Source organism: Pseudomonas sp. yb_2, assembly GCF_043103905.1.
Taxonomy (GTDB): domain Bacteria; phylum Pseudomonadota; class Gammaproteobacteria; order Pseudomonadales; family Pseudomonadaceae; genus Aquipseudomonas; species Aquipseudomonas alloputida.
On record NZ_JBICKH010000001.1, the window covers coordinates 20758 to 42801 of the forward strand.

The following is a 22044-nucleotide window of genomic DNA, read 5'->3' on the forward strand; positions in this document are numbered from 1 at the left end:
AATGGACAAGACAACCGCAGAACGCATCGCCAGACGTTTCGTAGCAATGCCGCTGGAGCAGCGCCGCCAGGTGGTCGAAAAGATGAGCGCCGGCGGCCAGAGCTTCCGCCTGCTGCCAATTGTCGCCAGCCGTCATGACGTGGCGCGTATCCCACTGTCCTATGCCCAGCAGCGGCTGATGTTCCTCTGGCAACTGGAACCGACCAGTGCGTTCTATAACGTACCGATGGCGGTGACGCTCAGGGGCGAGATCGATGTCGGTGCCATGGCCCGTGCCCTGGAGCTGCTGGTGCAACGCCACGAGACCCTGCGAACTCGGCTGGTCATGGACGAAGGGGAGTGCTATCAGCAGGTGCTGGAGCAGTCGCCGGTGGTCCTGGAGTGCGTCGAGGTCCAGGCGCACGACCTCGATGGCGCAGTGCGCGACGAACTGCGTCGCCCCTTCGACCTGTTCGCAGACCCGTTGCTGCGGGTCAAGCTGCTGCGTGTGGGTGCCACCGAACACGTGCTCACGGTGTGCATGCACCACATCATCAGCGATGGCTGGTCGAGCGAGCTGATGGTGCAGACGTTCGTGTCGTTCTATGACGCACTGCTGGCCGGGCAGGCGCCGAACCCTGAAGCGCTGCCGATCCAGTACGCCGACTACGCCATCTGGCAACGTGCCTGGCTGGAAGCCGGTGAGGGCGAGCGGCAATTGCGTTACTGGCAGACCCAGCTGGGCGATGAACAGCCGTTGCTCGACCTGCCGCTGGACTACCCACGCCCTGCGCAGCCCAGCTACCAGGGCGCGGTGGTGCGCGCCGACCTGCCGCCCGCGCTGTCCAGCGCGTTGCGCAGCCTGGCTCAGGCCAATGGCCAGACCTTGTTCATGGTGCTGCTCGGCGCCCTGGCCGTGGTGCTGTCGCGCCACAGTGGCCAGCACGACATCCGCATCGGCGTGCCCAATGCCGGGCGCAACCGCAAGGACCTCGAAGGGCTGATCGGTTTCTTCATCAATACCCAGGTCATGCGCGTGCAGGTGGATGAACAGGCCACCTTCAGCGAGCTGTTCGCCCAGGTCCGCCAGGTGGTGGCCGAGGCCCAGTCGCATCAGGAGCTGCCGTTTGAGCAACTGGTCGATGCGCTGGCCCCAGAGCGCAACCTCAGCCATAACCCGCTGTTCCAGTTCAAGCTCAACCAGAACGTCGCGGGTGAAGCTGCCGGCGGCGAGCAGCGCAAGACCCTCAGCGGTCTGCAGGTCGAGGAGTACCCGTTGAGCGGCGCCGATGCGCGTTTCGACCTGGCCTTCGACTTCACCGATGGCACCGACGGTATCCAGGCGTACTTCACCTATGCAACCGACCTGTTCAAGGCCAGCACCGTCGAGCGCCTGGTGACGGCCCTGCACACGTTGTTGCAGGACATGGTCGCGGCACCTGCCAGCCGGCTGCTGGACTGTGTCGGTGATGCCGATGCGGTTTTGCACGGTGAGCCCGCGAGCTTCCCTTGCACGGACTTTCTCAGCCTGTTCCGCCGGGCGCTGGCCAATGCCGGCGAGCGCCCCGCGCTGCGTGCGGGCGCGGAGCAGTTGAGCTATGCCCAGCTCGATCAGCGTTCGAACCAGTTGGCGCACCACCTGCTGGCAATGGGCGTCAAGCCGGGCGCAGTGGTTGCCTTGTGCCAAGAGCGCTCCATCGAATGGGTGACCGGCCTGCTGGCAGTGCTCAAGGTGGGGGCGGCCTTTCTGCCATTGGACAGCGCCCAGCCGGTCGAGCGCCTGGCTCAACTGGTGACGGACAGCCAGGCCGTGCTGATGGTGCACGACCCCAAGCTTGCCCTCGGTGGTTTCGCCGCGTGCCCGGTATTGCCTTTCGATGCTGCCGCCTGGCGACAGTGCCCGACGACGCCGCTGGCCATCGAGGTCTGCGCCGCCCAACCGGCCTATGTCATCTACACTTCCGGCTCCACCGGCCAGCCCAAGGGCGTGGTCGTTGCCCACGGCATGCTGGCCAACTACGTGCAGGGCATCCTGCAGCGCCTGCAGTTGCCAGCCGACGCCAGCATGGCGATGGTCTCGACCGTGGCGGCGGACCTGGGGCACACCGTGCTGTTCGGCGCGCTGGCATCCGGCCGTCTGCTGCACCTGATGTCGCGTGAGCATGCCTTCGATCCGGACGCCTTCGCCAGCTACATGGCGGAGCATCAGGTCGACGTACTGAAGATTGTCCCCAGCCACCTGCAGGCCTTGCTCCAGGCCAGCGATGCAGCCAGCGTGCTGCCGCGCAAGCTGTTGATCGTCGGCGGTGAAGCGAGCCCGTGGTCGCTGGTGGAAAAGGTCCGCCAGCTCAAGCCGCTGTGCCGCATGGTCAACCACTACGGCCCTACCGAAACCACGGTGGGCATTCTCAGCCATGAAGTTGGCGCGAGCGAACCGGACCTGCGCTGCGTGCCGGTCGGGCAACCGTTGGCCAACAGTCATGTGTACCTGCTCGACAGTGGCCTGAACCCGGTGGGCGAGCGGGTTGCCGGCGAACTGTACTTGGGCGGACAGGGGGTTGCTCAAGGCTACCTCGGCCGGCCCGCCATGACCGCCGAGCGCTTCGTGCCGGACCCACACGGCGATGGCACGCGGGTCTACCGTACCGGCGACCGGGCTCGCTTGGCGCAAGGCCAGGTGGAATTCCTGGGCCGCGCCGATGATCAGGTGAAGATCCGTGGTTACCGCGTCGAACCGGGCGAAGTCGGTGAAGTGCTGCGCGGGCTGGAGGGCGTGCACGAGGCCGTGGTCTTGCCGCTGGCACTGGAGAGCGACCCTGCACGTCTGCAGCTTGTGGGCTATTGCGTGACCGCACCCGACGTGGCGGCCAGCGCATTGCTGACGCAACTGCAGGCCCAACTGCCGGACTACATGGTGCCGGCCCACCTGGTGTTGCTCGAACAGCTGCCGCTGACCGCGAACGGCAAGCTCGACAAGCGTGCCTTGCCCAAGCCCGAAGTGGCCGGCAAGGCTTACGTAGCCCCAGCAGGTGAGGTCGAGGAAAAGCTGGCGGCGATCTGGGCCGATGTGCTCAAGCTGGAACAGGTCGGTAGCACCGATAACTTCTTCGAGCTCGGTGGCGACTCTATCCTCAGTTTGCAGATCATCGCCCGCGCCAAGCGCCAGGGCATCAAGCTGACCCCCAAGCAACTGTTCGAAAAACAGACCGTCGCGGCCTTGGCCCAGGTGGCCAGGGTCATCCAGGACAAGCCGCAAGCCGCTGTGGTTCAGCCCGAGGCAGACGGCCCGCTGCCGTTGCTGCCGATCCAGGCGCGCTTCTTCGACACCGCCATCGCCCAACGCCATCACTGGAACCAGTCGGTGCTGCTCAAGCCGCTGCAAACATTGCAGGCGCAGGCGTTGGACAAGGCGCTGCTGGCGCTGGTCGATGAACATGAGGCGCTGCGCCTGGCATTCACTGAGCACGCCGGAAAATGGCAGGCTGCACCGCGTACGACACCGGTGCAGGCCCTCCTGCAGGTAGTCACTCTGGACAGCCTTGCAGCGCTCGAAACCGCCGCCAACGAGGTGCAGGCCAGCCTCGACCTGGCCTGTGGCGAGCTGTTCAGGGCGACATTGTTCGAACTCGCCGATGGTCAGCAACGGCTGTTGCTGGCGGTGCATCACCTGGTGGTGGATGGGGTGTCTTGGCGCATCCTGTTCGAAGACCTGCAGACGGCCTACCAGCAGGCTAGCCTAGGGCAGGCGGTGAGCCTGCCGTCCAGGTCGGCACCCCTGCGCCAATGGGCGCGACAGCTTGATGACTATGCGCGCAGCGAAAACCTGCAGGCTGAACGTGATTACTGGCTCCAGGCCGCGCAGCAGCCCGCGGGCGAGCTGCCTTGCGATAACCCGCAAGGCGAATGCAACCTGCGCCAGGCGGCGCATGCCACCACCCGCCTGGACAAAGCCTTGACCCACAAGCTGCTCAAGGTCGCGCCAGCGGCGTATCGCACCCAGGTCAACGACCTGCTGTTGACGGCGTTGGCCCGCGCCTTGTGTGACTGGAGCGGCCAACCATCGGTGAGTATCCTGCTCGAAGGCCACGGCCGCGAGGACCTGTTCGACGACCTCGACCTGAGCCGCACCGTTGGCTGGTTCACCAGTCTGTTCCCGGTGCAACTGACACCGCTGCCAAGCGTGGCGGCCAGCATCAAACACATCAAGCAGCAGTTGGCCGAGGTCCCGGCCAAAGGTATCGGTTACGGCGTGCTGCGTTACCTGGGCGAAGCCGCGTTCGCCCAGCGCCTGGCTGCGTTGCCGCAGCCTCGGGTGACCTTCAACTACCTCGGCCAGTTCGATGGCAGCTTCAGCGAGCAGGGCGGTGCGCTGTTCGTGCCCGCCAACGAGAGTGCCGGCCGTAGCCAGGGCGAGGATTCGCCGTTGGGTAACTGGTTGAGCATCAATGGCCAAGTGTACGACGGTGAGCTGCGCCTGGACTGGACCTACAGCCGCGACATGTTCCACGAGGCGACCATCGAGCAACTGGCCAGCCGGTATCAGCAGGCGTTGCGCGAGGTCATCGAGCACTGCGTGGAACCTGAAGCGCAAGGCATTACGCCAAGTGATTTCCCACTGGCCGGGCTGAGCCAGCAGCAACTGGATCGCCTGCCGGTGGCCGCGCGCGATATCGAAGACATCTATCCGTTGTCACCGATGCAGGAAGGGCTGCTGATGCACACCCTGCTCGAACCGGGTTCGGGCATCTATCTGATGCAGTATTGCTACCGCGTCGACCACGCCATTGATGTCGGCGCGTTCAGCGAAGCCTGGAAAGCGGTCATTGCGCGCCATGACGTGCTGCGCACCTCGTTTTGCTGGGACCTGGGTGAGCGCATGGTGCAGATCGTCCATCGCCGCACCGAGCCGGCATTGCGCCTGCTGGACTGGCGTCACCTGGCTGAAGATCAGTACGAACAGGCCCTTCAGGCCGAACTGGAAGCGGAGCTGCGCCAGGGCTTCGATATGGCCAGGGAAGTGCCGTTCCGCCTGCGCCTGATCCTGCTGGATGCCGACCAGTTCGGCTTCGTCTTCAGCAACCACCATGTGCTGCTCGATGCCTGGTGTCGGATGGGCGTGGTCGATGAGTTCTTCAAGGTCTACCAGAGCCTGACCACCGGTGTGCCGGTACAACTGCCGACGCCGCCGCGCTACCGCGACTTCATCGCCTTGCTGCAGCGATGGGACCGTGAGGCTTCGCGTGATTTCTGGCGCAATGAGCTGCAAGGTTTCGAGCGGCCGACCGCGCTGCCGTTCGACCGCAGCGCCAGCGCCGAGCACAACCATGCAGCAGTGGCCGATGAGCTGGTGTACCTGACCCGCGAGCAAAGCGCGCAGGTGGCGCAGCGCGCCCAGGCGGCACAGTTGACGGTCAACACCCTGGTGCAAGGCGCCTGGGCACTGTTACTGCAACGCTACAGCGGCGACCGTGACGTGGTGTTCGGGGTGACCGTGGCCGGTCGGCCGGTGGAATTCCCCGAGATGCAGGCTACCGTCGGGCTGTTCATCAACAGCATCCCGCTGCGGGTCCGGTTGCCGGGCGCCGAAGCCGGCGTCACGGCCAAGGCGTGGCTCAAGTCACTGCTTGACCACAACCTCAACCTGCGCGAGCACGAGCACTTGCCTTTGGTGGATATCCAGGCGTGCAGCGAGGTCGGTAGCGGTCAGGCCCTGTTCGACAGCCTGTTCGTGTTCGAGAACGCGCCCGTGGAGTCCAGCGTTGGCGCCCAGGCTTCGACCATGAAGGTCAAGGCCGGGAGTTCGCGCACGCACACCAACTACCCGCTCACCGTGGTGGTGTACCCGGGTGAGGTGCTGGGCCTGCACCTGTCGTATGACCAACGCCTGTTCGACAGCGCGACCATCAGCGTGCTGCTGGCTGACTTCCGGGCTTTGTTGCTGGCCTTGAGCGAGCAGCTGGACGCGGACTTCCATGCTGTGGCCACCGCCCTTCCTGGCAGTGCCCCGGAGGTGCCGACCGCGCTGCCCGAGGCCTACGAGCAGGGCTATGCGCGGCTGTTCGACGCCACTGTGCAGCGTGCCGGGCAACTGCCTGCGGCCGCTTGCCAGGGCCGTGAATGGAGCTACGCCGAGCTGGATCAACGGGCGCGACGCCTGGCGGGTGTACTGCAGGGCAATGGTGTGAGCGTCGACCACCTGGTCGCTGTGCTCGGTGAGCGTGACCTGTCGTTGCTGGGCATGGTGGTCGGGGTGTTCCAGGCGGGTGCCGGTTATCTCTCGCTGGATCCGTCCTTGCCGGTGGCGCGCCTGGCCGATGTGCTGCGCTTGAGCCAGGCGCGGGTGCTGGTGTGCGATGAGCATTGCCTGGGCTTGGCCCAAGCGATGCTCGAAGGCTTCCAAGCGCCGCCGACCTTGTTGGTCTGGGAGCAGGTGCAGGCACACGCCGCGCCGGCACAGATGCTGCACCTGCCCATCAATGCCGCCAAGCTGCTGGCCTACGTGATCTTCACTTCCGGTTCGACCGGTGTGCCTAAAGGCGTCATGGTCGAACAGGCCGGCATGCTCAACAACCAGCTGAGCAAGCTACCGTACTTGGGCCTGCGGGGCAGCGATGTGATCGCCCAGACGGCCTCGCAGAGCTTTGATATCAGCGTCTGGCAATTGCTGACGGCGGCCCTGTGTGGTTGCCGCGTGGAAATCTTCCCCGACGCCGTGGCGCAGGATCCGCAGGCGCTGCTGCAACAGGTCGAGGCCACGGGCGTGACCATCCTCGAATGCGTACCGGCGATGATCCAGGCCATGCTGGAACTGCCAGCCCGGCAATTGCCACGCCTGCGTTACCTGCTCACCACTGGCGAAGCCATGTCACCGGCACTGGCCCGCCGTTGGCGCGAGCGCTACCCGCAGGTCGAACTGGTCAACGCCTACGGCCCGGCGGAGTGTTCCGACGACGTGGCGCTGTACCGGGTGCGTGATGACGCAAGCTCCGTGCACCTGCCGATCGGTACCGCGACCGAGCACAACCGCCTGCATGTGCTCAACGACCTGCTCGAACCGATGCCGGCCCGGGCCACCGGCGAGTTGCATGTGGCCGGCGTAGGTGTCGGGCGCGGTTACCTTGGGGATCCGGTGCGCACGGCATTGAGCTTTGTCCCCGATCCGTTCGCCAGCCGCCCGGGTGAGCGTCTGTACCGCAGTGGCGACCTGGCGCTCGTGTGCGCCGATGGGCAGACCCTGGAGTATGTAGGACGCGCCGACTTCCAGGTGAAGATCCGCGGCTACCGCATAGAACTGGGCGAAATCGAATCGCGCCTGCTGGCCCATGAAGGCGTGCACAGCGCCGTGGTAGTGGATGCGCAGGTGGCCGGTGGCAAGCAGTTGGTGGCCTACTGGGTCGCCCGCGATGCCTCGGTCGCCGCAGCCGAGATGCGCAGCGTGCTGGCCGACTATCTGCGTGCCAGCCTTCCGGGCTACATGGTGCCGGCACTGTGGGTGAGGCTCGACAGCCTGCCGCTGACTGCCAATGGCAAGCTCGACCGCAAAGCATTGCCGGCACCGGACGCGAGCACCGCTCAGCAGCGCTACCAGGCACCGGAAACGTCGTTGCAGCAGCAATTGGCGCAGGTCTGGAGCGAGGTGCTGGGCGTCGAGCGGATCAGTCTGGGCGATGACTTCTTCGAGCTGGGCGGGCACTCGCTGCTGGTGGTGCAGGTGGTGGCGCGGGTGGGCCGCGAACTGGGCATCGAAGTCAGCCTGCGATCGTTGTTCGAGCACCCGACCCTCGGAGCGTTCAGCGAGGCCGTCGAAGCGTTGCAAGGGCAGGGCGCGTCGATTCAGGACGAGTTGGCTAAATCCTTGGCCGCCTTGAAACGTCTTACTGCAGAGGAGATCGACGAGTTGACCCAGTAGCGCTCTGCGGGCCCGGTATGACCGGGCCCGGCTCGTCAACTTCAGTACACCCAGAGCCGGCAGCCGTCCGGCTCTTTCATTTGTTCGGCAGCATCATGAGCCTGTCGCGGGCTGGCACGTTCCGCAGGCAAAGACCGGTGCCCTGGTAGGAGATGTTCAAGTGCAAGCATTGCTCGATTCCGTGGAGTCACTGTCGTCCCGGGAGCGCAAGGCCCTGGCCGCCTTGCTCAAGCAGCAGGGTGTCAACCTCTACGGGGTGACGCGCATCTTCGCCCGCGACCCGGCCGACCCGACCCCGGTGTCCTACGCCCAGGAGCGGCAGTGGTTTCTCTGGCAACTGGACCCCGCCAGCGGAGCCTACAACATCGGTGCGGCGCTGCAGCTGCAGGGGCGGCTGGATATCGAGGGCTTGCGCGGTGCCTGCCAGGCGCTGATCCAGCGCCACGAAGTGCTGCGCACCACGTTGCGACAAGACAGCGACCGCGTGGTGCAGATCATCCACCCGCAGATGCCGTTCGAGTTGCTCATCGAGCCGCTCATCGGCATGAGCGCGACCAGCGACGCCTTGCGCGAGCACGTCGAGGCGTGCATCGCCAAGCCGTTCGATCTTGAACAAGGGCCGCTGTTGCGGCTGAACCTGCTGCCGCTTGGCGAAGACGACCACGTGCTGGTGCTGACCGTGCACCATATTGCCGCTGACGGCTGGTCGATGCCGATCTTGATCAACGATTTGGTACAGTGCTACGAACGCCTCAGCCAGGGGCAGGCACCGAATCTGCCGGCCCTGCCGGTGCAATACGCCGACTATGCCATTTGGCAGCGCAACTGGATGGAAGCGGGTGAGCAGGCGCGGCAGCTGGCTTACTGGAAGGACACCCTCGGCGGGGAGCAACCGGTGCTCAGCCTGCCGACCAATCGCTCCCGGCCGGTGGCGCCCAGCGGGCGCGGCGCGCGGGTGGGCATCGAGATCGATGCCGTGTTGCTGCAGTCGCTCAAGGCGTTGGCCAATGCCCAGGGTGTAACCTTGTTCATGCTGTTGCTGGCATCGTTCCATACCTTGCTGCACCGCTACAGCGGCCAGCCCCAGGTGCGCGTGGGCGTACCGATCGCCAACCGTAACCGCAGTGAAGTGCAAGGGTTGATCGGTTTCTTCGTCAACACCCAGGTACTCAAGGCCGACTTCGCGCTGCACAGCCGCTTCATCGATGTGCTGCAACAGGTCAAGGAAACCGCGTTGCAGGCCCAGGCGCACCAGGACTTACCGTTCGAACAACTGGTGGAGGCGCTGCAACCGGAGCGCAGCATGAGCCACAGTCCGCTGTTCCAGGTGATGTTCAACCACCAGGCGCAAGCTGCCAGCGACGCCCATGCCCAGCTCAGTGGCTTGCAGGTGCGTGGGCTGGAGTGGGACAGCCGCACCACTCAGTTCGACCTGACTTTGGACACCCGTGAGCACGCCGATGGACTGTTCGCGTCATTGACCTATGCCACTGACCTCTTCGATGTCTCGCGCATCGAACAGATGGCGCGGCACTGGCGTAACCTGCTGATTCAGGCCTGCCAGGACCCGCGCAAGCGTGTGCTGGAGCTGGCGTTGCTGGAGCACGACGAGCGCGAGCGCATCCTCGGCCAGTGGAATCAGACGCAGATGGCCTATCCCACCAAGCTCGGCGTCTATCGCCTGTTCGAACAGCAGGTGTGTCGCACGCCCGATGCCGTGGCGCTGCGTTTTGGCGAGCAGACCTTGAGCTACGCCGAACTCAACCGCCAGGCCAACCAGTTGGCCCACGCCCTGCGCGAGCGTGGCGTCGGCCCTGAAGTGCTGGTGGGTGTGGCGATGCCGCGCGGGCCGCGCATGCTGGTGGGCCTGCTGGCGATCTTCAAGGCAGGGGGCGCTTACGTGCCGCTCGACCCGGACTACCCGGCCGAGCGCCTGGCCTACATGATCGAGGACAGCGGCCTGGGGTTGCTGCTGACCGAGCAGGCTGTGCTGGCAAGGCTGCAGGTGCCGGCCACGGTCGCCAGCCTGTGCCTGGACACTGATACCGCGTGCTACGCCTCGGCTGCCGCAGAAGACTTGCCGCTTGACGTCGATGCCGATCATCCCGCCTATGTCATCTACACCTCAGGCTCCACCGGCCGGCCCAAAGGCGTCACGGTGCGCCACGGTGCCCTGGTCAACTTCCTCACCAGCATGGCCGTCCAACCGGGTATCGCGGCCAGCGACCGGGTACTGGCGCTGACCTCTCTGTCCTTCGATATCGCCGGCCTGGAGCTGTACCTTCCGTTGCTGCACGGGGCCAGCGTGGTGCTACTGGCCGACCAGCAGAACAAAGATCCCTTCGCCTTGCTGCGGGTGATCGAGCAACAGGCGGTGAGCGTGATCCAGGCGACACCGTCGACCTGGCGCATGCTGCTGGACAACGCCCCGCCCCAGGCCCTGCGTGGCAAGCGGGTAATCAGCGGCGGCGAGGCCTTGAGCAGCGAGCTGGCCCAGCGCCTGATCGACCAGGCAGGGCATGTTTGGAACCTCTACGGACCGACCGAAACCACCATCTGGTCGGGTATCGAGAAGGTCACCGACAGCCGCCAGGTGTGGTTGGGCAAGCCGATCGGCAATACCACTTTCCACGTCCTCGACGCCCAGTTCGACGCGGTGCCGGTGGGCGTGAGCGGCGAACTGTTCATTGGCGGCGATGGCCTGGCGCGCGGTTACCTGAAGCGCCCAGGGCTGACCGCCGAGCGCTTCATCCCCAACCCGCACGGCCACGGCCGGCTGTATCGCACCGGCGACCTGGTGCGCTACCGCGACGATGGCGTGCTGGAGTACATGGGGCGCATCGACCACCAGTTGAAGATTCGCGGTTTCCGCATCGAGTTGGGCGAGATCGAGGCCAGCCTGCAGGGCTTCGGTGCGGTGCGCGAAGTGGCCGTGATCGACGTCGACGGGCCGCTGGGCAAGCAGCTGGCAGGCTATATCGTGCCGTACGATGCCAGCCTGCTGCAGGCTGATGCCGAGGTTCAGGAAACCCTGCGCCAGGCACTCAAGGCCCACGCATTGAAGTCGATGCCGGACTACATGGTGCCGACCCACCTGGTGTTCATTCCACGCATGCCGCTGACCCCCAACGGCAAGCTCGACCGCAAGGCGCTGCCGGCGCCTGACCTTGCCGCCGCCCAGCGCCAGTACCAGGCGCCGACCAGCCCGCTGCAGCAAGCGCTGGCGGCGATCTGGGCCGATGTGCTGAAGGTCGGGCAGGTTGGCTTGAGCGACAGCTTCTTCGAACTGGGTGGCCATTCCTTGCTCGCGTCGCAGATGATTGGCCGCGTGCGCCAGCAACTGGCGCTGGAAGTGCCGCTGCGCAGTGTCTTCGAGGCCCAGGACCTGGCGGGCTTCGCCGAGCGGGTGGCGGCTGCCACGACGGGTGCGCAGCTGCCGGCCATCGCTGTGGTGCCACGGGGAGAGCCCCTGGCGCTGTCGTATGCCCAGCAACGTCAATGGGTACTGTGGCAACTGGAGCCGCACAGCGCCGCCTACAACATCGCGTCGGCCCTGCACTTGCGCGGGTCGCTGGATGTGGCGGCGCTGCAGCAGGCCTTCCAGGCCTTGGTGGCACGCCACGAAAGCCTGCGCACCACTTTCGTCCAGGTCAACGGCGAAGCGCGCCAGGTGATTCACGCCCCCGAGGCGCAGGGTGCATGCCTGCGCCAGGCGGATGTCGATGCTGTCGAATTGCAGGCCACGGTCGAGCAGTTGGCCCGTGAACCCTTCGACCTGGTAAACGGCCCACTGATCCGCGTTGACCTTTTGCGCCTTGAGGCCCAGGCGCATGTGCTGGTGATGAACCTGCACCACATCATCACCGATGGCTGGTCGATGGCGGTGCTGGTCAACGAGCTCGTGGCGCTGTACCAGGGCTATCGTCACGGGCAGGCCGTCGAACTGCCCGCGCTGGCGGTGCAATACGCCGACTACGCGGCTTGGCAGCGCCAATGGCTGGAGGCGGGCGAGCAAGCGCGGCAGCTGGCCTACTGGGAAGCACAGTTGGGCGGTGAACAGCCGGTGCTGGAATTGCCGACCGACTACCCGCGCCCGGCGCAGCCAAGCCGCGCTGGCGGCCAGTTGAGCCTGGCGCTGGACGCGCCGCTGGTGCAGGCACTCAGGCGGCAGGCCCAGGCCCAGGGCGTCACCCTGTTCATGTTGCTGCTGGCCAGCTTCCAGACCCTGCTGCATCGTTACTCGACTCAGCCGGACATCCGCGTGGGCGTGCCGGTGGCCAATCGCACGCGCGGCGAAACCGAAGGGGTGGTGGGCTTCTTCGTCAATACCCAGGTGCACAAGGCCGAGTTTCACCTGCGCCTGCGTTTCGTCGAGCTGCTGCGCCAGGTGCGCCAGACCGCGCTGGATGCCCAGGCCCATCAGGACCTGCCGTTCGAACAGTTGGTCGCCGCCTTGAAACCGGACCGCAGCCTCAACCAAAACCCGCTGTTCCAGGTGATGTTCAACCACCAGGCCGAGGCCAAAGGCGCGCCACGGGAAGTGCCGGGGCTGCAGATCGAGGCCGTCGACTGGCAGGTGCACAGCACCCAGTTCGACCTGGCGCTGGATACCGCCGAGCACGCTGACGGCATGACGGCAGCTTTTACCTTCGCCACCGAACTGTACGACCGCCAGACCATCGAGCAAATGGCCCGGCACTGGCGCAATCTGCTCCAGGCCATCAGTCGCGACGCCAACCAGGTGGTCGCGCAACTGCCGATGCTGGATGATCTCGAGCAGCAGTGCATGCTGCATGACTGGAACGCGACCGCAGTGGCCTACCCGCAGGCGCGCCTGGTGCATCAATTGTTCGAGGATCAGGCCCAGCGTCATCCGCAGGCGCCGGCGTTGATTTTCGCCGATGCCACCCTTAGCTACACCGAACTGGATCAGCGTGCCAACCGCCTGGCGAACAAACTGCGTGAGCAAGGTGTCGGCCCGGAAGTGCTGGTTGGCGTGGCGGTGGAAAGAAGCCTGGAACTGGTGATAGGCCTGATGGCCGTGCTCAAGGCCGGGGGCGCCTATGTACCGCTGGACCCGGATTACCCGAGCGACCGCCTGGCCTACATGATCGAGGACAGCGGCATCGGCCTGCTGCTCAGCCAGCAAGCATTGGCCGAGCGCCTGCCGGTGCCGGCAGCGGTACGTATCCTGTGCCTGGACCAGGACGCGCAGTGGCTGGCCGGCTATGCCGACACCGCCCCTGAGGTGGACGTTCGCCTCGCCAACCTGGCCTATGTGATCTACACCTCCGGTTCCACAGGGCGGCCCAAGGGCGCGGGCAACACCCACGAGGCGCTGCTCAACCGCCTGCAGTGGATGCAAGGCGCCTATGGCCTGGATGCCAGCGACACGGTGCTGCAGAAAACCCCGTTCAGCTTCGATGTGTCGGTGTGGGAGTTCTTCTGGCCGCTGATGACCGGCGCGCGCCTGGCCGTGGCCTTGCCCGGCGATCACCGCGACCCGCAGCGCCTGTGCCAGACCATCATCGACCACCAGGTCAGCACCCTGCACTTCGTGCCTTCGATGCTGCAGGCCTTCATGGCCAGCGCCGAGGTCGAGCAGTGCCGCAGCGTTCGCCGCGTGGTGTGCAGTGGCGAAGCGCTGCCGGCCGTGTTGGCCCAACAGTGCCGCGAGCGCCTGCCTCATGCCGGGTTGTACAACCTGTACGGTCCGACCGAGGCCGCCATCGACGTGACCCACTGGACCTGCGGCGACAAGCAGGGCTTCAGCGTGCCGATCGGCCAACCGATCGACAACCTGCGCACGCACATCCTCGAACCCGACCTGCTGCCCGCTGCGCGCGGCGTCAATGGGGAGCTGTACCTGGCCGGCATTGGCCTGGCGCGGGGCTACCACGGTCGCCCGGCACTGACGGCTGAACGCTTCGTGCCCGATCCGTTCGATGAACAGGGCGGTCGTCTGTACCGCACTGGCGACCTGGCGCGCTATCGCCCGGACGGTGTGATCGATTACGCCGGGCGTATCGACCACCAGGTAAAAATTCGCGGCCTGCGTATCGAGCTGGGTGAGATCGAAGCACGACTGGCCGAGCACGCCCAAGTGCGCGAGGCAGTGGTGCTGGCCCAGGACGGCCCGAGCGGCAAGCAACTGGTGGGCTATGTGGTGCCGATGGCTGCCGAGCAGGCCGAGCCGGGCAGCGAGGCGGGCCAGCGACTGCGTGAGCAACTGGCGTATTTCCTCGGTCAGGGCTTGCCCGATTACATGGTGCCGGCGCACCTGATGCTGCTCGCCAACTTGCCGGTCACCGCCAACGGCAAGTTGGCGCGCAACCTCTTGCCGGCACCGGATTTCAACGCCGCCAGGCAGGTGTATGTCGCTCCGCGCACGGCGCTGGAGCAGCAACTGGCGTCGATCTGGGAGACGGTGCTGAACCTGCCCCAAGTCGGTATGCAGGACAACTTCTTTGCCCTGGGAGGCGATTCGATCATCGCCATCCAGGTGGTCAGCCAGGCCCGGCAACTGGGGCTGGACATTGCCCCGCGCGACCTGTTTCTGTTGCAGACCATTGAGCAGCTGGCGGCTCGGGTAGGCCAATGGCAGATCGTCGAGCAGCCGTCGGTTGCCCTGCACAGCCTGACTGAGCAACAGGTGCAGGCATTGCCCCTGGAGCATGCTGGGGTCGATGGCCTTTACAGCCTGTCGCCCATGCAGCAGGGCATGCTGTTCCTGAGCCTCAACGGCCGCCCTGAAGACCAGCTGTACATCAACCAGTTGAGCGTACCGGTACAGGGCCTGGTTGCCGAGCGCCTGCGCCAAGCCTGGGAAACGGTGGTGGCGCGCCACGACGTATTGCGCACCGGCTTCCTTTGGCAAGACCTGGATGAGCCATTGCAGTACGTGATGGGGCAGTTGCCACTGCCATTGCGTGAGCTGGACTGGCGCGGTCGTGGCGATTGCGCGCAGGCGCTGGAGGCACTGGCCAACGAAGAGCGTGAACGCGGCTTCGACCTGGCCAGGCCGCCGCTGCAGCGCATGCTGCTGGTGCGCCTGGACGATCAGCGCCATCAACTGATCTGGACCTACCACCATATCTTGCTCGATGGCTGGAGTACGTCGCAGTTGATGGGCGAAGTCCTGGCCTGTTATTCGGGGCAGACGCTCGACAGCGTGGTGCCTTACCGCAACTACATCGGCTGGCTGCGCCAGCAGGATCCGCGCCACAGCGAAACGTTCTGGAAGCAGCAGCTGGCCAGCCTGCAGGAGCCGACCTACCTGGCCGATGCCTTCGCCAGCGGTGAGCGCGGCAGCGGCCACCAGGCCCTCTACAGCCGTTTCAGTGTCGCGCAGACCGAGACGTTCAAGGCCTTCGCACAATCCCAGCGCATCACCCTCAACACCTTGGTGCAGGGCGCCTGGTTGTTGCTGCTCAGCCGCTACAGCGGCCAGCGCAGTGTCAGCTTTGGCGCCACGGTGGCGGGGCGCCCGGCCGCCTTGCCGGGTGTGCAGAGCATGCTGGGCCTGTTCATCAACACCCTGCCGGTGATTCATGAGGTCGACCCGCAGGCGCAGGTCGGGCAGTGGCTGCAGCAGTTGCAGCGCATCAACCTGGAGCTGCGTGACCACGAGTACACCGCACTGGGCGAAATCCAGCGCTGGGCCGGGCGCAGTGGCCAACCACTGTTCGACAGCATCATCGTGTTCGAGAACCAGCCTCTGGACCGCACCCTGCGCGAGTGGAAGGACGACAGCCTGCAATTCGGCGATGTCGGTGGCTCCGGCCTGACCGACTTCCCGATGGACCTGATGGTCATCGTCGAAGACCAGTTGATCATCGAGTACATGTACCTGCGCCAGTGCTTCAGCGAGGAAGCGGTGGCGGGCATTCGCGCCAACATGGAGGCGCTGCTGCAGGCGCTGTCGCTGGACGGCCGGGCGCGCCTGGGCAACCTCGGGCTGCTGCCCGGCGCGCCCCTGCGTGCGCTGACGCCTCCAGCGCAACAGGCGCCGCTGCTGGTCCACGAGCGCATCGCGCAATGGGCGCAGCAGCAAGGTGATGCCGTGGCGGTCAAGGTCGATGGGCAAACCCTGAGCTTCGCCGAACTCGACCGCGCCGCCAATTGCTTGGCACATGCTCTGATTGCTGAAGGCGTGGGTCCTGAAGTGCGGGTGGGCGTCGCCTTGCAACGTACCCCACAGATGATCGTCGCCCTGCTGGCGGTGCTCAAGGCTGGCGCAGCCTATGTGCCGATCGACACGGCGTACCCCGCCGAGCGCCTGAGTTACCTGATGGAAGACTCCGGCGTCGCGCTGCTGGTGTCGCAGACCGCGGCCCTGGCGGGCCTGCCGAAATTGGCCAACGTGCATGCCTTGAACCTGGACAGTTTCGACCCCGCGCAGTGGCCAGGCCATGCACCCCAGGTAACGCTGCAGGGTGAGAACCTGGCCTACGTCATCTACACCTCCGGCTCCACCGGCAAGCCCAAAGGCGTGGTGGTCAGCCATGACGCGCTGGCGATGCACTGCCAGGCTATTGGTGAGCGCTATGAGATGACCCCCGCCGACTGCGAGCTGTTGTTCATGTCGTTTGCCTTTGACGGCGCCCACGAGCGTTGGCTCACCGCATTGACCCACGGCGGCAGTGTGCTGCTGCGCGGCGATGAGCTGTGGACCCCGGAGCAGACCTGCCAGGCACTGCATCGCCATGGCGTGAGCGTCGCAGCGTTCCCGCCGGTGTACTTGCAGCAATTGATCGAGCAGGTACGCGAGCACGGCAACCCACCGCCGATGCGCATCTATTGCTTCGGCGGTGATGCGGTGCCGCAGGCCAGCTATGAACAGGCGCATGCCTACTTGCAGCCGCAGTACATCATCAATGGCTATGGGCCGACCGAAACCGTGGTTACCCCGACGATCTGGAAAGCCGCGCCACAGCAGCCTTGCGGCGCGGTCTATGCGCCAATAGGTACGTTGGTAGGGCAGCGTAGCGCCTATGTCATGGACGTTGACCTGAACCCACTGCCGCCCGGTGTGGCGGGAGAACTCTACCTGGGCGGTACCGGCGTGGCCCGCGGCTACCTGAACCGCCCGGGGCTGACCGCCGAACGCTTTGTCGCCGACCCAGGCAACCCGGGTGGGCGCCTGTACCGTACCGGTGACCTGGTGCGCCAGCGGGAGGACGGCACCTTCGATTACCTCGGGCGCCTGGACAATCAGGTCAAGGTTCGCGGTTTCCGCATCGAACTGGGCGAAATCGAGGCGCGCCTGGCCGACATGGACCCGGTACGCCAGGCGGCGGTGGTGGTGCGCGACGGCCCCAGCGGCAAACAGCTGTTCGGCTATGTGACCCTGGCCGAGGGACACGCTCAAGGCATTGCCGAGCAATTGCGCGAGCGGCTCAAGCAAGAACTGCCCGAGTACATGGTGCCGGCGCAGCTGATGGTTTTGGAGCGGATGCCGCTTAGCCCCAACGGCAAGCTCGATCGCAACGCGCTGCCTGCGATGCAGGCGTTGCGTGAACATGTGGCACCGCGCAACGAACTGGAGCTGGCCATCGCGCGCATCTGGCAGGACGTGCTCAAGGTTGAGCAGGTCGGTATCACCGACAACTTCTTCGAGCTGGGCGGCGATTCGATCCTCAGCATGCAGGTGGTGGCCAAGGCCCGTGGGCTGAAAAAAATCGGCTTTACCCTGCGCCTGCGTGACCTGATCCAGAAGTCGACCATCGCCGAGCTGACCGCCGTGGCGGGCAAGCACAGCCCGCTGTTGTCGCTCAACGCCCCTGTGGCTGGCCAGGCACCGATGTTCTGCGTGCATGCCGGGTTTGGCACGGTGTTCGATTACGAACCGCTGGCCAGGCGCTTGAATGGACGCTGCCAGGTCATCGGCATCCAGGCGCGGCAGCTGCTCGACGGTGCCTGGCAGGAAGCGTCGCTGCAGAGCATGGCCAGCGACTACGTTGCCTGCCTGCGTGAACAGCAGCCGCATGGCCCGTACCGCTTGCTGGGCTGGTCGCTCGGCGGCACCTTGGCGTCACTGATGGCGGCGGTGCTGGAAGGGCAGGGTGAGCGCGTGGAGTTGCTCGCGCTGCTGGACAGCTTCGTGCCCAGCACGCAAACCCACCTGCAAGTCGATCATTGGCTGGACGATTTGAACGAGCTGTTGCAGGCCACCGTACCCTCGGCGCAGCCCGTGAAGCGTGATGTGGCGCTGCCGGAAGGCGAGGGGAGTGCGCGGGCGCTGATCACGCAGGCACTGGGCAACAGGCAGGGGGCGACGGGGTTGGGCGTCGATGAACTGACCCAGGTGTTCATCACTGCGCGCAGCCTCAAGCGCCTGTCGCGTGAGCTGCACACTTGCCAGCCCGTGCAGGTGGTACCGCACAGTTGGTGGGTAGCGGGCCGTGACGATGAGCGCGAAGCCTTGGCCGCGCAGCTTGGCCAGGCCCTGGACACTGCGCGGCTGCTGGCCTGTGGGCACTTCCAGGTGCCGCATGAGGCCACCCTGCTCGACGACGTACAAGCGCTGCTCGAACCCAACCTCACGCACGCCTGCTTCATTGAACTTTCATGAGCTTTCGGGGCCGCCAGCGCGGCCCCTCTGGAGAATCGAACGATGTCCCTGAACCCTGACCTGGCGGCCTACCTGCAACTGGTGGAGGCCGGACGCAGCGCCGGCAAGGTGCTGCCCATGCATGCCCTGGCGGCGGACGAGGCGCGCCGCCAGTTCGAAGAGTCCTCGGCGCTGATTGCGGGCAAGGCCGACGAGCCGGACTGCATCAGCGACCTTTCGTTGACCACCCGCGATGGCCATACCTTGCCGGTGCGCTTGTACCGCCCGCCGCAGGCCGACCCTGCACTGGCCGGCGCGGCGCTGCTGTACCTGCATGGCGGCGGCTACGTGGTGGGCAGCCTCGATTCGCATGACACGCTGTGCTGGAACCTGGCGCAGGATGCCGGGGTGCCGGTGATTGCCGTGGGCTACCGGCTGGCGCCGCAGTGGCGTTTCCCGACAGCCAGTGACGATGCCCTGGATGCCTGGCGCTGGTTGGTCGAGCAGGCCGAGGCGCTGGGCATCGATGCGCAGCGACTGGCGGTGGTGGGCGACAGTGTCGGTGGTAGCCTGGCTACCATTCTGGCCAACCAGTTGGCTGCGCAGCGCGAGCTGCCGGCACCGCGCCTGCAGGTAATGATCTACCCGGTGACCGATGCCAGTTGCCGGCGGCCTTCGGTGCAGCGCTATGGCAGCGGTTACCTGCTTGAAGCGCAGACCCTGGAGTGGTTCTACCAGCAATACGCCACGGTGCCGGCAGACCGTCACGATCCGCGTTTTTCACCGTTGCTGGGCAGCGTCGCCAGCAACAGTGCACCTGCACTGATGCTGATTGCCGAGTGCGACCCGCTGCATGACCAGGGTGTCGCTTATGCACGGCACTTGGAGCAAGCCGGGGTGGCGGTGCAGCTTGCGGTGATCCCGGGAGTGACCCATGACTTCATGCGTATGGGTTCGATCATCGAGGAGGCCGACGAAGGCCTGGCGATGGTGGTCGAGGCACTGCAGCAGCATCTGTAAGGGAGCCTTTCAGGCATCCATGAAAAAACCGCACCTGGGTGCGGTTTTTTGCGTTCAACGTCAGGCGATCAGAAGCTGTACTTGGCGGTGATGGTGAAGTTGCGTGGGTCACCATACACGTCGTACGGGCTCCAGGAGTTGTTGCTGGCAATGCCCTGGTAGTACTTCTTGTCGAATACGTTGTTGAGGTTCAGGCGAGTGTCGAGGTTCTTGTTGACCTTGTAGCCGACCATCAGGCCCACTACCGCGTATGCACCTTGATCGATGTGGTAGTTGCCGAAGCTGTTGCTGCCTTTGTTGAAGATGCTGCTCTGGCCATACACGTTACCGCCCACGCGCCACTGGTTCAGCTCGCCCGGCAAGGTGTAGGTGGTGCTCAGCTTGAACAGGTGTTCTGGCAGGTCGGTGTCGAACTTGGTGCCTTCCTTGTTCTTGTCGGCATCCTTGCGGTACTTGGTTTGCGAGTAGGTGTAGCCTGCGCCGACTTGCCAGTTGGGGGTCAGTGCGCCCATCAACTCCAGGTCGATACCGTGGGTGCGTACCTTGCCCGAGGCTTCGTAGCAGGTGATGTCGACGCAACCTTCCTGGTTAGAAGCTTCTGCGGCGCGGTTTTCCTGGTCGATCTGGAAGATCGCCGCGCTGGCGTTGAGTGCGCCGTCGAAGTACTCGCCCTTGATGCCGATCTCGTAGTTCTTGCCTTCGATTGGGCGGATGATGGAGCGGTCACGCGCCAGTTCCGATTGCGGCATGAAGATATCGGTGTAGCTGGCGTAGACCGAGTGGTGGTCGTCCAGGTCGTAGATCACTCCGGCGTAGCGGGTGACGTTGCGGGTGACCTTGTAATCGCTGTTGGTGTAGTAGCCGTCGTTGATTTCGCTGTACACCGACTTGTTGTCGTACCAGTCCAGGCGTGCACCCAGGATGACCTTCAGCGGGTCGGCGATGTTCAGGCGGGTGGTGACGTACGCCCCTTCCTGCTCGACGTGCTCGCTCAGGTTGTAGATATCATCGACATTCGGCTTGTCGATGCCACTGGGGTTGACGCTGAAGAGGCTGTCGACCGGGATGAACACGGTGCCGCCGTGGGCGCTGGTCTTGACTTCGCGCTTGCTCGCGCCCACCACCAGTTCATGCTGGCGGTCGAACAGCTGGAACGGGCCATTGGCATAGACGTCGTAGGTCGACTGGTCGTAGTCGCGGCGCTGGTTGAACACGCGCTGGCGGAACCCTTCGTTGGTTGCCGAACCGGTGCGCTCGAACACGGCGCCTTGCATGGCGAAGTCCGACCAGTTCTTGGACGCCGCCAGGTGCAGGCGCCAGTCGTTGTCGAAGCGGTGATCGACCTCGGCGAACACCGTAGTGTTATCGATGTCCTGGTAGCTCCAGTCGTAGCCCATATTGCGCGAACGCGAGTAGCCCACATGGCTGCCATCGCGGTTGACCGGCAGGCCACCCCAGTTGATGTTGTTGTTGTCGTTCTGGTTCGACGCGCCAACGGTCAGTGTGGTGTCGTCGGTCAGGTCGAACTCGGTGATGCCGTAGAACAGGCCGCGTTCGCGACCGGCGTAATCCTGGTAGCTGTCCTTGTCGTTGTAGGCGCCGACGAAGCGGCCACGGACGCTGCCGTTGTCATTCAGTGGGCCGCTGAGATCGAGTTCGCCGCGGTAATTGTCCCAGCTGCCGGCCGAGCCGGTGACGCTGCCCTGGAAATCCTTGGTAGGGCGTTTGCGCACCATGTTGATGGCTGCCGACGGGTTGCCGGCACCTTGCATCATGCCGGTGGCGCCCCGCACGATCTCGACGCGGTCGTAGGGCGCCATGTCGGCCGCGGCGACCCAGTCGGCGTTGTAGGTGGTGGGCAGGCCATCGAACATCAGGTTGTTGATGGGAAAGCCGCGGGAAAAGTACTCGCTGTTGGCCGGGCGCGCGGCCGACATGCGCAGACCAGGAGTGGCCTGGACCACGTCGTCGAGGCTACGCATCGACTGGTCGTCCATGCGCTGGCGGGTGATCACGGTGACGGCCTGCGGGGTTTCGCGCAGGGTCAGTGGCAGTTTGGTCGCGGTCTGCATGCTGCCGGTGGTATAGGAACCGGTGTTCTCGGTGGTTTGCCCCAAACCCTTACCATCGATGTTGGTTGCCCCAAGTTCCACCGCAGCGCCCCCCTCCCGGGTGTGGATGGTGACTTGGTTGCCTTGGATCTGGTAGCTCACACCGGTACCCTGCAGCAGCCGCGACAGGGCCGCGGCGGGCTCCATTGCACCGGTCAGTGCGCTGCTGCGCTTGCCTTCCACGTCCTGTGGGCTATAGAGCACCTGCAGGTTCGATTGCGAGCCGAAGGCCAACAAGGCGCTGGCCAGCGGCTGGGCCGGCACGTTGAACTGGACCTGTTGGGCCTGGGCGATCGCCGGCAGGCCCGCCAGGCCGACGGCCATTGGCGCTGCAAGGCGCAACGAGCGGCGAATGACCAGCGCCAGAGCGTGGGGGCGAAGACGTTGTGTTGGCATTTTTTCAAAGCCCTTGAGTGTCAGATGTTAATAGTATTAATTCTTGTTATTGATTGGGACGCACTCATCGGCCAAAA

4 protein-coding genes are annotated in these 22044 nt (G+C 65.1%); 3 read left to right on the plus strand and 1 reads right to left on the minus strand.

Translation table 11 applies throughout. The features are described 5' to 3' along the window. Position 1 precedes the first annotated feature (1 nt). The 3 genes from ACF8FB_RS00080 to ACF8FB_RS00090 all read left to right on the plus strand — a co-directional run bounded on the left by ACF8FB_RS00080 (position 2) and on the right by ACF8FB_RS00090 (position 19460). A complete protein-coding gene (locus ACF8FB_RS00080) occupies positions 2-7888 on the plus strand; it encodes an amino acid adenylation domain-containing protein (RefSeq protein WP_392510754.1) in 7887 nt (2628 codons plus the stop codon). Between the two features lie 160 nt (positions 7889-8048). Next, positions 8049-18461 (plus strand): amino acid adenylation domain-containing protein, encoded by a 10413-nt coding sequence (locus tag ACF8FB_RS00085; protein WP_392510756.1) that lies wholly within the window; start codon positions 8049-8051, stop codon positions 18459-18461. Positions 18462-18503: 42 nt separating this feature from the next. Continuing rightward, the gene (locus tag ACF8FB_RS00090; RefSeq protein WP_010954973.1) at positions 18504-19460 is read left to right on the plus strand and encodes an alpha/beta hydrolase; all 957 of its coding nucleotides are present in this window, start codon (positions 18504-18506) and stop codon (positions 19458-19460) included. A 68-nt stretch (positions 19461-19528) separates the two neighbouring features. Here ACF8FB_RS00090 and ACF8FB_RS00095 read toward each other — a convergent pair whose 3' ends face one another. Beyond that, positions 19529-21967 (minus strand): TonB-dependent siderophore receptor, encoded by a 2439-nt coding sequence (locus ACF8FB_RS00095; protein WP_010954972.1) that lies wholly within the window; start codon positions 21965-21967, stop codon positions 19529-19531. Positions 21968-22044: the final 77 nt, after the last annotated feature.